Genomic DNA, 12,270 nt, shown 5'->3' on the forward strand with positions numbered 1-12,270 from the left:
AAGCGGCAGTAGCCTTTCGCCATCACTGCAAAGGTCAAAAAGCCATGCGAAATCTCATGTCCTCCGGTTTCCGGCCTCTTCGCCCCTACAGGATCACGCGCGGCAGCCGGCAGATGCGCGAGAGGCGCACCGCCCAGGCGTTCATCGTCTTCGGCGTGGTGCTCGCCTGTGTCGAGCTCTACGTCATTTTCGGCTGGCTCTGAGGCGGAGCGCGAAGACGTGAGCTGAAAGGCCAATTCCAACTTTTCCTTAACCGGCATGCTGGTAAAATCCTGGCGCAGAGACTTCAGACGCCGCGAGACCGATGCCGAAACCGAATTTCCGCTTCACCCATTACGATCTCAAGGAACAACGCGCCGGATCGATCATCGAGGTGTCGTTGAATGCGGTGAACAATGTCCGGCTGATGACGTCACCGAATTTTCAGCGGTTCACCGAGGTTCTCGATTTCAAATATATCGGCGGCGTAGCGCGCAAATCGCCGATCAGGATCGCCGTGCCGGAAAGCGGCCACTGGCATGTCGTCGTCGACATGGAGGGCCATCACGGGCTTGCGGAATCCGCCGTCAAGGTGATCGCGGCGCCCGCAAATCAGAAGATGCCGCGGCCCTCCTGAATTTTACAGCACCCACGCATCTTTCGGACGCGCAAAAGCAAGCGCTGAAGCTGCTCTGTCGAAAAACCGTGATCACGAGACGCCCAATCCTGCCGATCGTTGATTGCGATCAATGAATCAGACCGCGACGTCGGTCACAGTTCTGTGGTCGCGAGGCTTACCCCGCGCCGCCAGTTGCAAGTCGGCTCCTCATTCATGCTCTGCTAGAGAGTGAGGAACAGCGGGCCATGATCTTCATCACCTGGGGGCAGTCCATGACTTCGAGCCCGATCGGTCGTATCACCAATATCATCGATCCCGGCGATGCGCTCGGTGAGGTCCTTTTCGGATTGATCATGGCGCTAACATTTACGGTAGGTTCAAGGCTCGTTTTTGAGGATGAAGGGTTAGATGTCCACGAGTTGATCGTCGCAACAATCGGATGCAACGTCGCTTGGGGGATCATTGATGCCGTGTTGTTCATTCTGGGTACGACTTTTTACAAGAGCAGACGGCTGCGCCTTTTTCGGCAAATTAAAGCCGCCAGAAGCGAAGCTGCGGCGCTTGAGATGCTCGCGAAAGAATTCCCGATCGAAGAAGCACCGTTTTCTGCAAAGGCCGGGGACGCGGACACGCTCTATCGATCACTCCTGACGCTTGCATCTCGGGCCGATCCTGTGACGGTGTCCCTATCGAAAGGTGATCTCTGTGCCGCCATCGCGGTCTTCTTTCTGGTCTCCATCACCTCCATTCCGGCAGTGACCCCTTTCCTTCTCATCGACAGCGCGCACCTAGCTCTGAGAGTCAGCAACCTGTTTCTCATCATGCTGCTGTTTGTGACGGGCTATGCGTGGGCGAGATTTTCGGGAGGCAGGCCTTTTCGCGCAGGGATGACGATGACTTCTCTCGGGTTGCTTCTGGTTGCAATAGCGATCGCTCTTGGCGGGTGAGCCCCTTCGCCAACCCAACAGGCATAAACCCGTCAGCGCGGATTGCGCTCCTTGCGAAGTTTCGCCCACCATTCCAGCCGCTTGCGGATGTCGCGCTCGAATCCGCGCTCCGGCGGATCGTAGAAGGTCTGGCGGCCCATCTTCTCCGGGAAATAATCTTGACCGGAAAAGGCATCCGGCTCGTCGTGATCGTAACGATAGCCCTCGCCGTAACCTTCGCCCTTCATCAGCTTGGTCGGCGCATTGAGGATATGTTTCGGCGGCAGCAGCGAACCGTTCTGTTTTGCCGCCTGGCTGGCCGCCTTGAAGGCGGTGTAGACGGCATTCGACTTCGGCGCGGTGGCGAGATAGATGCAGGCTTGCGCCAGCGCCAGTTCGCCTTCCGGCGAGCCGAGATAATCGTAGGCATCCTTGGCGGCATTGCAGATCACCAGCGCCTGCGGATCGGCAAGACCGATATCCTCCACCGCCATGCGCACCAGCCGCCGGCCGAGATAGAGCGGGTCTTCGCCGGCATCGAACATGCGGGCGAGATAATAGAGCGCGGCATCGGGATCCGAGCCGCGCACGGATTTATGCAGCGCCGAGATCAGATTGTAGTGCCCGTCCTGCGCCTTGTCGTAGACTGGGGCACGGCGCTGGACGATGCGCGTCAGGCCCTCGGTATCGAAGCTCTCGCCCTCGCGCGCGGCGCGCCAGACCTCTTCGGCGAGCGTCAGCACCGCCCGGCCATCACCGTCGGCCATGCGGATCAGGCTGGCGCGCGCCTCCTCGGTCAGCGGCAGCGGCTTCTGCTCGATCGCCTCGGCGCGCTTCAGCAGTTCCTCCAGGCTCTCCTCGTCATGCGACTTGAAGGTGAGGACACGGGCCCGCGACAAGAGAGCGGCGTTGAGCTCGAAGGACGGGTTCTCGGTGGTGGCGCCGACGAGGATGACGGTGCCGTCCTCCATGACCGGCAGGAAACTGTCCTGCTGGGCACGATTGAAACGATGGATCTCATCGACGAAGAGCAGCGTCTGACGGCCGTCCATGCGCCGCAGGCGGGCTGTCTCGAACACCTTCTTCAGATCGGCGACGCCGGAAAAGATCGCCGATATCTGCTCGAAGGCCAGCCCGGCCTCGCCCGAAAGCAGCCGCGCCACCGTCGTCTTGCCGGTGCCTGGCGGCCCCCAAAAGATCATCGAGCCGAGCGAGCCGCTTTCGATCATCCTTTTCAGCACGCCATCCTCACCGGTCAGGTGTTCCTGACCGGTGACATCGGCAAGCGTCTTCGGCCGCAGCCGGTCGGCAAGCGGCCGCCTGGCGGCGACCTCCTCCGGAACACGCGGCGCGAAGAGATCGTTGCTCATCGGAAAAACTGCCGGATGCGCTGGCCGTCGCGCTCGATTTCCACTCGCCAGAGGCCGGGGTCGCTATCGGCGATCTCGGACAGTTCGCTGGTCGACTTCACATCCGTGCCGTTGATCGAGACGATGATATCCTTCGGCTCGAAGCCCAAACGGGCGGCAGGCGAATCCTCTTTCACCTCGGAGACGACGACGCCTGCCGATTCCGGCGGCATGCGCAACTCGTCGGCAACCCGCGGCGACAGGTTCTCGACGACGGCGCCGGTAAACGGCGTGTGGCCGCCGATCGTGCGCTGGTCGCGCGGCGAGGTCTCCGGGGCGCGGTCGAGCGTCAGCGGCAATTGCTCCTCGCGGCCGTTCTCGACGACGGTGAGCTTGACCGATTTGCCGAGACCGGCCGTCGTCAGCCGGTAGAGCAGTGCATCGGGATGTTCGACAGAAATGCCGTCGACGGCGGTGACGATTTCCCCGGCCTTCAGCCCGGCCTTGGCCGCCGGCCCGCCTTCCGAGACCTTGACGACGAGCGCGCCGCGCGCCTTGTTCAGCCCGAGCGCTTCAGCCACCTCAGAGGTCACGGCATCGAAACTGGCGCCGACATAGGGCCGCTCGAAGGATTTGACGCCGGCATCGGCCGAGGCGAGGAAGACCTTGACGAGATTGGCGGGGATGGCGAAGCCGATACCGTTCGAGCCGCCGCCGCGGGAGAAGATCGCCGTATTGATGCCGATCAGCTCGCCCTTCATGTTCATCAAGGCGCCGCCGGAATTGCCGGGATTGATCGAGGCATCGGTCTGGATGAAGAAGCCGAACTCGTTCCTGACCACCTGGTTGCGGGCCAGTGCCGAGACGATACCGCTCGTCACCGTCTGGCCGACGCCGAAGGGGTTGCCGATCGCCAGCACGAGATCGCCGACCTCGACCGAATCGGAATTGCCGATCGGCAATGTCGGGAAGCTTTCCTTGGTATCGATCCTCAGGACGGCAAGATCGACGCGGTCGTCGCGCAGCACCACCTTGCAAGGGAATTCGCGGCCATCCGACAGCGCGATCTTGATGTCGTCGGCGCCTTCGACGACGTGATTGTTGGTGACGACAGTGCCGTTCGCCTCAACGATGACGCCGGAACCAAGCGAGGACTGCTTTTCCGAACGGTTCGGCATCTGCTGGCCGAAAAACTGCTCGAAGAAAGGATCGCCGGCAAAGGGCGACTGCCGCTGGACGATCTTTTCCGCATAGACATTGACGACGGCGCCTGACGTTTGTTTGACGAGCGGCGCGAAGGAGAGCTGCATCTGCATCTGGCTCTCGGGGACGGTCTTTGCAGTCTGCGCATCGGCCGCGGCCGGCAGAATGAGCATGAGAGCGAAGAGCGAGACGGACGCGCGCTTGAACAGGCCTTGCATGGGTATCCCTTTTGAATCCTCTTGAGGAACGTTTTAGAGCATGATGCCGAAAAATGTGAGCGGTTTTCGGACGACATCATGCTCTAACTATTTAATTGCGAACAGGATTCAGATTTTAGGCCGGCCGGCCTAAAATCGTCCCGTTCTGCGGCCCGACGCTAGAAAGGAAAGAGGGCGGAAGCATGGAAGAATAAGGCAAGAGGACGCCTCGGAAACCGGTTGAAGTCATTGTGAATTTGATTCAGGAAGATTGGCCATGCAACTGATATCGAAAGCCAAACTCTGGGCGAAGTCACTGAAGCGTGACATCGTGGCCCTTTGGTTTGCCGCTCGCGATCCACGCGTGCCCTGGCATGCCAAAACGGTGGCCGGCACTGTTGCCGCCTACGCGCTGTCGCCGATCGATCTCATCCCCGATTTCATTCCCGTGCTCGGCTATCTCGACGATCTCCTGATCGTGCCGCTCGGCATCATGCTGGCTATCCGGCTCGTGCCGGTGGAGGTGATGATCGAGCTCCGCACGGAGGCGGCCAAGCGCATCGAGCGCCCCTCCAGTCGTCTCGGAATGATCTTCATCCTTGCCGTCTGGCTCGCCTGCATCATCTTCCTGGCTCTGGCACTCAGCAGGCTCGCCTGAACGGCACCAACGGGAACATATGCATGATGATGACAAGAATGATGACGGCAGCCTTCGGCTTTGCGACCCTGCTCCTCGCATCGCCCGTGGCACAGGCGGCCAGTTTCGATTGCGACGCGAAAGAATTGAAGCCGGATGAAAAGGCGATCTGCGACAACCGCGCGCTCAACGATGCCGACGTGCAGATGGTGACGACCTTCGATCTGCTCTCCGGCCTGCTGGCGATGGGCTCGCGCGGCACGCTGCAGGACGAACAGACGGCCTGGCTGAAGAAACGGCAGGAATGCGGGGCAGATGCGACCTGCATCAAGGCTGCTTATGACGAGCGGCTGAAGCAACTCGGCGAGACCTATAAAAACATCAACCGGCCGCTGTGAAAGCGACCGGTTGGTAGAGCCGCTGACTTTTAATCAGCAGGTAATCGGTTGAGATGCCTCAACGGGCGTTCAGATCGCGCACGGCGCCGCGATCGGCGCTCGTTGCGAAGGCGGCGTAGGCCTTCAACGCGGTCGTGACGTTGCGCTTGCGGACTTCGACCGGGTACCAACCCTTGGCGTCCTGATCGGCGCGGCGGGCGGCAAGTTCGGTTTCGCTGACGCGCAGGCTGATCGTACGGTTGGGGATGTCGATGTCGATCATGTCGCCTTCACGCACCAGGCCGATGATGCCGCCATTGGCCGCTTCCGGTGAGACATGGCCGATCGACAGGCCGGAGGTGCCGCCGGAGAAGCGGCCGTCGGTGATGAGGGCGCAGGCCTTGCCGAGGCCCCTCGACTTCAGATAGCTCGTTGGATAGAGCATTTCCTGCATGCCGGGGCCGCCCTTCGGGCCTTCATAGCGGATGACGACGACGTCGCCTGATTTGACCTCGTTGGAAAGGATCGCCTTGACGGAGGCATCCTGGCTTTCGAAGACGCGGGCGGGGCCGGAGAATTTCAGGATCGATTCATCGACGCCGGCCGTCTTGACGATGCAGCCGTCGATCGCAAGGTTGCCCTTGAGCACGGCGAGGCCACCATCTTTCGAGAAGGGATGTTCGACCGAACGGATGACGCCGTTCTGGCGATCGGTGTCGAGCTCGTCCCAGCGGGCCTCCTGGCTGAAGGCGACCTGGGTCGGGATGCCGCCCGGAGCGGCGCGATAGAATTTGCGGACAGTTTCGCTGTTGGTGCGGGTGATATCCCAGCGATCGATCGCATCGCCCAGCGTCTCGGCATGGACGGTCGGGCAATCGCGGTTCAAGAGACCGCCCTTGTCGAGCTCGCCGAGGATCGACATGATGCCGCCGGCGCGGTGGACGTCTTCCATATGCACATCGCTCTTGGCGGGCGCGACCTTCGACAGGCACGGCACGCGGCGCGACAGCGCGTCGATATCGGTCATGGTGAAATCGACCTCGCCTTCATGGGCGGCGGCAAGGATGTGCAGGACCGTATTGGTCGAGCCGCCCATGGCGATGTCGAGCGCCATGGCATTCTCGAAAGCCTGCTTGGAAGCGATGGTGCGCGGCAGCGCCTTGACGTCGTCCTGCTCGTAATAGCGGCGGGCGAGATCGACGATCAGATGGCCGGCCTCGACGAAGAGCCGCTTGCGGTCGGCGTGGGTGGCGAGCGTCGAGCCGTTGCCGGGCAACGACAGGCCGAGCGCTTCCGTCAGGCAGTTCATCGAATTGGCGGTGAACATGCCGGAGCAAGAGCCGCAAGTCGGACAGGCCGAGCGTTCGATGGTCTGGACGTCTTCGTCGCTGATCTTGTCGTCGGCCGCGGCGACCATGGCATCAACGAGGTCGAGCGCATGCGTCTTGCCGTGCAGCACGACCTTGCCGGCTTCCATCGGACCGCCGGAGACGAAGACTGTGGGAATGTTGAGGCGCAGCGACGCCATCAGCATGCCGGGAGTGATCTTGTCGCAGTTGGAGATGCAGACCATGGCGTCGGCGCAATGGGCATTGACCATATATTCGACGCTGTCGGCGATGAGCTCACGCGAGGGCAGCGAATAGAGCATGCCGTCATGGCCCATGGCGATACCGTCATCGACGGCGATCGTGTTGAATTCCTTGGCGACACCACCGGCCGCTTCGATCTCGCGGGCGACCAGCTGGCCGAGGTCCTTCAGGTGCACGTGGCCGGGCACGAACTGGGTGAAGGAATTCACCACCGCGATGATCGGCTTGCCGAAATCCGAATCCTTCATGCCCGTGGCGCGCCAAAGGCCGCGGGCGCCCGCCATGTTGCGGCCATGGGTCGTGGTTCTGGAACGGTAAGCTGGCATCGGTGTCTTCCTCAACGTGGCGGAATTATCAGGCAAAGCGGGGCGGCATGGAGCCTGCAGGCCGGGCAAACGCTGCTTTTTGGAATTGTCCTAATCCAATCGACGGGGGCTGTCACTACCTGGAAGCTCAAATCCGGTACGCCATCGGCCAAGCGCCACAAGCCCATCGATCATATACGGTTCGGCGCGATGTTTCGTTACAGCCTATTCCATCACCGCCGAACACAAAAAATTGGCTTCCCGTCGGTAATATTCAAGGCTTAGACACTCATCCGAGTGTGCGGGTGGTTCGTTTAAGACTATATTTCACAGATCCGCCCAGGAGGTTTCGCCATGCCAAGCTATCGCCCACCGAAGATCGCGTCATCGGAGATAACACCGCGCCAGATCTATGTGCGGCGTCGTGAATTCCTCGGCGCGGCAGCGCTTGGCGCCGTGGCGCTCTACAGCGCCGGCAAGGCGAGTGCTGCGGCGCTTTCCGCCGTCCAGAGCAAGTATAAGGTCGACGAGAAGCCGACGCCGATCAAGGATGTCACGACCTACAACAACTTCTATGAGTTCGGCCTCGACAAGGGCGATCCCGCAGCTCTTTCCGGCGATTTCAAGCCGCTGCCCTGGACGGTCAAGGTCGACGGCATGGTCAACAAGCCCGGCACCTTCGACATCGAGGCGCTGATGAAGGAATTCCCGATCGAGGAACGAACCTACCGGATGCGCTGCGTCGAGGCCTGGTCAATGGTCATCCCGTGGGACGGTTTTCCGCTGGCATCGCTGCTCGACAAGGTGGAACCGCTCGGCAGCGCCAAATACGTCGCCTTCGAAACCGTCGTGCGGCCGGAAGAAATGCCGGGGCAGAAGGGCTTCTTCCAGTCGCTCGACTGGCCCTATGTCGAAGGTTTGCGCCTCGACGAAGCGCGCCATCCGCTGACGCTGCTTGCCGTCGGGCTCTATGGCGAAACGCTGCCGAACCAGAACGGCGCGCCGATCCGCCTCGTCGTGCCGTGGAAATACGGTTTCAAGGGCATCAAATCGATCGTCAAGATCACGCTCACCGACCAGCAGCCTAAGAATACCTGGCAGGTGACCAATCCGCAGGAATACGGCTTCTACGCCAACGTCAACCCTGATGTCGATCATCCGCGCTGGAGCCAGGCGAGCGAGCGGCGCATCGGCGAAAGCGGCTTCTTCGGTGCGAGCCGCCATCCCACCCTGCCCTTCAACGGCTATGCCGACGAGGTGGCGGGTCTTTATGCCGGCATGGATCTGAAGGCGAATTTCTGATGGCGGAACTGTCGCTCGCCATCCCCAAGCGCTGGCAACCCGCCTCCGTCTGGCTGCTCTACGTCGTCGGGCTGGTGCCTGCGGCCTGGACTTTCTATCTCGGCGCGACCGATCAGCTCGGCGCCGATCCAGTCAAGACCTTCGAGCTCTTCCTCGGCATCTGGACGATCCGCTTCCTGATCGCAACACTTGCCGTGTCCCCGGCCCGCGAGCTCTTCGGCTGGAATTATCTGCGCTATCGCCGCGCGCTGGGCCTGCTGACCTTCTACTACGCGCTAATGCATTTCACCGTCTACATGGTGCTCGACCAGGCCATGGATATCTCTGCCGTCATCAACGACGTGCTGAAGCGCCCCTTCATCATGTTCGGCATGGCAGCCCTTGCCATGCTCATTCCGCTGGCGCTGACATCCAATAATTTCTCGATCCGCCGCCTCGGCAAGAACTGGATCTGGCTGCATCGCCTGATCTACATCATCGCCGCCAGCGGAGCGCTGCATTTCGCGCTCTCGACCAAGATCCTCGACCTCGAGCAATATATCTATGTCGGGCTGATCATCGCGCTCATCCTCTACCGCTCCTACCGGCCGATCGCACGCAACAGGAAGAAGGGCCACGGACGGGCGCGCAATCGCGCAATGGCGTCAGCTTCGTGAGGCGCAAACGACCGCCGAGGACGCTTCACCGACGGGCGGGATCGAAGGCGCAGGCTGCGGCGATGCCGATGGCATAAGCCAGCATATTCCAAAACGAAAATATCCATCCGGCCAAGCAACAGGGCGCCCGCCGTGGTCAGCCGAAAGGCGTCGAGCCAGGGCGCATGATAGAGGCGGAACAGTTCCACGGAGATCGCGATGAGCAGCGCTGTGACGGCAATGACCGCCCGCCGTGACCTTGCGGCTATGAGTGACACCAGCAGATAGACCATCGCGCCCCAGAGCGCCGATCCGCCATATTTGACGACGACGAAGGGCAGATCGGCCGCATAGCCAAAGCGCCGGAGCGCCAGCCCGAGGACGATGACAAGAAGCAGGGCTGCGAGACGCAGGAACTGCGCTCGAGAGCGAGTTTGAATAATTGCGCGCAATGACCTGTCCTATCTCAATTTCCGCCGGTTGGACGGCCGAGGTGCAGATATCGAATTATCAAGCGAAGGCTGTCCGCCGGCGCACAAACAAAAACAGCCGGGCTTTGCAGCCCGGCTGTCTTGTTTCCGCCGAAGCGGAAGATTAAGCGGCGACGGCCTGTTCTTCGGCAGCGACGCGGGCCTTGTCGGCTGCGCCCTTGGCGAAGGTGTCGCGATCAACGAATTCGACAACGGCCATGGCGGCATTGTCGCCCTGGCGGAAGCCGGCCTTCATGATGCGCAGGTAGCCGCCGTTGCGGGTGGCGTAACGCGTTGCGATCGTGTCGAACAGCTTCGAAACGACGGCAGCATCGCGGATCTGCGAGATCGCCTGGCGGCGAGCATGCAGGTCGCCGCGCTTGCCGAGCGTGACGAGCTTCTCGACGATCGGACGGATTTCCTTGGCCTTCGGCAGGGTCGTGACGATCTGCTCGTGGGTAATCAGCGAAGCCGCCATGTTGGCGAACATCGCCTTGCGGTGGCTTGCAGTTCTATTCAGCTTGCGGCCGGCTTTACCATGGCGCATTGCTATTCTCCTTTAATGCAGGTGCCCTTACGCTAAATGGGCCTGCCGTTTCCTGGCACATGCAGGCGATCGGCCTGCTGTTTGACGGGGAAAGGCAGCCGAAAGAGCCTGCCTTTTGTTTTCTCAGTATTGGTCTTCGTAACGCTTGGCGAGATCTTCGATGTTCTCGGGCGGCCATGCCGGCACTTCCATGCCGAGGTGCAGGCCCATGGAAGCGAGAACTTCCTTGATTTCGTTCAGCGACTTGCGACCAAAATTCGGCGTGCGGAGCATTTCTGCTTCGGTCTTCTGAATGAGGTCGCCGATGTAGACGATGTTGTCGTTCTTCAGGCAGTTTGCCGAACGGACCGACAGTTCGAGTTCGTCTACCTTCTTGAGGAGAGCCGGGTTGAAAGCGAGTTCGGTGACTGCTTCCTCTTCGGTTTCCTTCTGCGGCTCGTCGAAGTTGACGAAGACGCCAAGCTGATCCTGGAGAATGCGCGCCGCAAAAGCGACGGCGTCTTCGCCGGTGATCGAGCCATCGGTTTCGATGGTCATGTTCAGCTTGTCGTAGTCGAGAACCTGTCCTTCGCGGGTATTTTCAACCTTGTAGGACACCTTCTTGACCGGCGAGTAGAGGCTGTCGACCGGGATGAGACCGATCGGAGCATCTTCCGCACGATTGCGCTCGGCCGGAACGTAGCCCTTGCCGTTGTTGACGGTGAACTCCATGCGGATTTCGGCGCCCTCGTCGAGCGTGCAGATGACATGCTCGGGGTTGAGGATTTCGATATCGCCGACCGTCTGAATGTCGCCAGCCGTAACAACGCCCGGGCCCTGCTTGCGCACGACCATGCGCTTTGCGTCGTCGCCATCCATCTTGATGGCGATTTCCTTGATGTTGAGCACGATGTCCGTCACGTCTTCGCGGACGCCCGGAATCGAGGAGAATTCATGCAGCACGCCGTCGATCTGCACCGCCGTGACGGCAGCACCGCGCAGCGAGGAGAGCAGAACGCGACGCAGCGCGTTGCCGAGGGTGAGGCCGAAGCCGCGCTCCAGCGGTTCGGCAACGAGCGTCGCCCTGGTGCGCGAGCTCGAGGAGAACTCCACCTTGTTCGGCTTGATCAGTTCCTGCCAGTTCTTCTGAATCATGAGTTTGCCTTCCGTTCGTTGCCACCATCCAATCGTGGCAACCGAGCTTGAAAACCACCGGGAGCGCGCAGGCGCTCACCGGTGACGAGAGCGATGATCAGACGCGGCGCTTCTTGCGCGGACGGCAGCCATTGTGCGGGATCGGGGTCACGTCGCGGATGGACGTGATCATGAAACCTGCAGCCTGGAGCGCGCGCAGAGCCGATTCACGACCCGAACCCGGACCGCAGACTTCGACTTCCAGCGACTTCATGCCGTGTTCCTGGGCCTTCTTGGCGCAGTCTTCGGCAGCGATCTGGGCGGCGAACGGGGTCGACTTGCGCGAGCCCTTGAAGCCCTTTGCGCCAGCCGACGACCATGCGATCGCATTGCCCTGCGCGTCGGTGATGGTGATCATCGTGTTGTTGAAGGTCGAGTTGACGTGAGCGACACCCGACGAGATATTCTTGCGCTCGCGACGGCGAACGCGGACGGCTTCCTTAGCCATGGTATTCCTTTCGTTGATCTCTTCACCGCCGTAATGCCAGCGGCTACACCGGAACGGCGCCTATATGGTCCCGCTCCAAACTCAAAAGAGGCCGGCGCAGACCGCCAGCCTCCCTACCCCGGTTTCCCGGAAATTACTTCTTCTTACCAGCGATTGCCTTTGCCGGGCCCTTGCGGGTGCGGGCATTGGTGTGCGTGCGCTGGCCGCGGACCGGAAGGCCGCGGCGATGACGCAGGCCGCGGTAGCAGCCGAGGTCCATCAGGCGCTTGATGTTCATCGCGGTATCGCGACGAAGATCGCCTTCGACCTGATAGTCGCGGTCAATGGCTTCGCGGATCTGAAGGACTTCTGCGTCCGTCAGCTGATGCACACGACGTTCAGCCGGGATACCGACCTTCTCGACGATTTCCTGTGCGAATTTCGGACCGATCCCGTGAATGTAGGTCAGCGCAATAACAACGCGCTTCGCAGTCGGGATGTTGACGCCAGCGATACGTGCCACGCCTGTTCT

General features: G+C 61.1%; 14 protein-coding genes and 1 pseudogene. 7 read left to right on the plus strand and 8 right to left on the minus strand.

Annotated features, from left to right (window positions below; genetic code table 11):
* Positions 1-44: 44 nt before the first annotated feature.
* The 3 genes from EEQ99_RS34595 (at position 45) to EEQ99_RS13360 (ending at position 1,545) form a co-directional block, all read left to right on the plus strand.
* Complete coding sequence (locus EEQ99_RS34595) at positions 45-203, plus strand: hypothetical protein (RefSeq protein ID WP_155295777.1); 159 nt, start codon at positions 45-47, stop codon at positions 201-203.
* Between the two features lie 101 nt (positions 204-304).
* A complete protein-coding gene (locus tag EEQ99_RS13355; protein ID WP_097545249.1) occupies positions 305-616 on the plus strand; it encodes a DUF1883 domain-containing protein in 312 nt (103 codons plus the stop codon).
* Positions 617-870: 254 nt separating this feature from the next.
* On the plus strand, positions 871-1,545 hold the full coding sequence (locus EEQ99_RS13360; protein ID WP_097545251.1) for a VIT1/CCC1 transporter family protein: 675 nt from the start codon (positions 871-873) through the stop codon (positions 1,543-1,545).
* A gap of 32 nt (positions 1,546-1,577) precedes the next feature.
* On the opposite strand, the gene EEQ99_RS13365 is transcribed toward EEQ99_RS13360, so the two are convergent.
* Positions 1,578-2,894, minus strand: coding sequence for a replication-associated recombination protein A (locus EEQ99_RS13365; protein ID WP_063473384.1), 1,317 nt, complete (start codon positions 2,892-2,894; stop codon positions 1,578-1,580).
* On the minus strand, positions 2,891-4,294 hold the full coding sequence (locus tag EEQ99_RS13370; RefSeq protein WP_029868484.1) for a DegQ family serine endoprotease: 1,404 nt from the start codon (positions 4,292-4,294) through the stop codon (positions 2,891-2,893). Before EEQ99_RS13370 ends, EEQ99_RS13365 begins: the two co-directional genes overlap by 4 nt.
* 256 nt (positions 4,295-4,550) lie before the next feature.
* Here EEQ99_RS13370 and EEQ99_RS13375 point away from each other — a divergent pair, with 256 nt between their 5' ends.
* Positions 4,551-4,931 (plus strand): YkvA family protein, encoded by a 381-nt coding sequence (locus tag EEQ99_RS13375; RefSeq protein ID WP_029868136.1) that lies wholly within the window; start codon positions 4,551-4,553, stop codon positions 4,929-4,931.
* Positions 4,932-4,954: 23 nt separating this feature from the next.
* On the plus strand, positions 4,955-5,308 hold the full coding sequence (locus tag EEQ99_RS13380) for a lysozyme inhibitor LprI family protein (RefSeq protein WP_029868135.1): 354 nt from the start codon (positions 4,955-4,957) through the stop codon (positions 5,306-5,308).
* Positions 5,309-5,366: 58 nt separating this feature from the next.
* Here the strand turns inward: EEQ99_RS13380 and ilvD are convergent, their stop codons facing one another.
* A complete protein-coding gene (gene ilvD, locus EEQ99_RS13385) occupies positions 5,367-7,205 on the minus strand; it encodes a dihydroxy-acid dehydratase (RefSeq protein WP_029868134.1) in 1,839 nt (612 codons plus the stop codon).
* 333 nt (positions 7,206-7,538) lie between these two features.
* Here ilvD and msrP point away from each other — a divergent pair, with 333 nt between their 5' ends.
* Both msrP and msrQ read left to right on the plus strand, forming a co-directional pair.
* On the plus strand, positions 7,539-8,486 hold the full coding sequence (gene msrP / locus EEQ99_RS13390; protein ID WP_029868132.1) for a protein-methionine-sulfoxide reductase catalytic subunit MsrP: 948 nt from the start codon (positions 7,539-7,541) through the stop codon (positions 8,484-8,486).
* Complete coding sequence (gene msrQ, locus EEQ99_RS13395; RefSeq protein WP_029868131.1) at positions 8,486-9,142, plus strand: protein-methionine-sulfoxide reductase heme-binding subunit MsrQ; 657 nt, start codon at positions 8,486-8,488, stop codon at positions 9,140-9,142. The genes msrP and msrQ overlap by 1 nt, the downstream gene beginning before the upstream one ends.
* A 25-nt stretch (positions 9,143-9,167) precedes the next feature.
* On the opposite strand, the pseudogene EEQ99_RS13400 reads toward msrQ, so the two are convergent.
* The 5 genes and pseudogenes from EEQ99_RS13400 to rpsM form a co-directional block, all read right to left on the minus strand.
* Positions 9,168-9,573: pseudogene (locus EEQ99_RS13400) on the minus strand (ribosomal maturation YjgA family protein).
* 142 nt (positions 9,574-9,715) lie between these two features.
* On the minus strand, positions 9,716-10,138 hold the full coding sequence (gene rplQ, locus EEQ99_RS13405) for a 50S ribosomal protein L17 (protein WP_003573769.1): 423 nt from the start codon (positions 10,136-10,138) through the stop codon (positions 9,716-9,718).
* 123 nt (positions 10,139-10,261) lie between these two features.
* Positions 10,262-11,272, minus strand: coding sequence for a DNA-directed RNA polymerase subunit alpha (locus EEQ99_RS13410; RefSeq protein ID WP_003547579.1), 1,011 nt, complete (start codon positions 11,270-11,272; stop codon positions 10,262-10,264).
* 97 nt (positions 11,273-11,369) lie between these two features.
* Positions 11,370-11,759 carry a 30S ribosomal protein S11 gene (rpsK, locus tag EEQ99_RS13415; RefSeq protein WP_003547577.1) on the minus strand — a complete coding sequence of 130 codons (390 nt, stop codon included), beginning with the start codon at positions 11,757-11,759 and terminating at the stop codon, positions 11,370-11,372.
* Between the two features lie 133 nt (positions 11,760-11,892).
* Positions 11,893-12,261 (minus strand): 30S ribosomal protein S13, encoded by a 369-nt coding sequence (gene rpsM / locus EEQ99_RS13420; protein ID WP_003573772.1) that lies wholly within the window; start codon positions 12,259-12,261, stop codon positions 11,893-11,895.
* Positions 12,262-12,270 lie beyond the last annotated feature (9 nt).

The organism is Rhizobium anhuiense (assembly GCF_003985145.1).
Taxonomy (GTDB): Bacteria; Pseudomonadota; Alphaproteobacteria; order Rhizobiales; family Rhizobiaceae; genus Rhizobium; species Rhizobium anhuiense.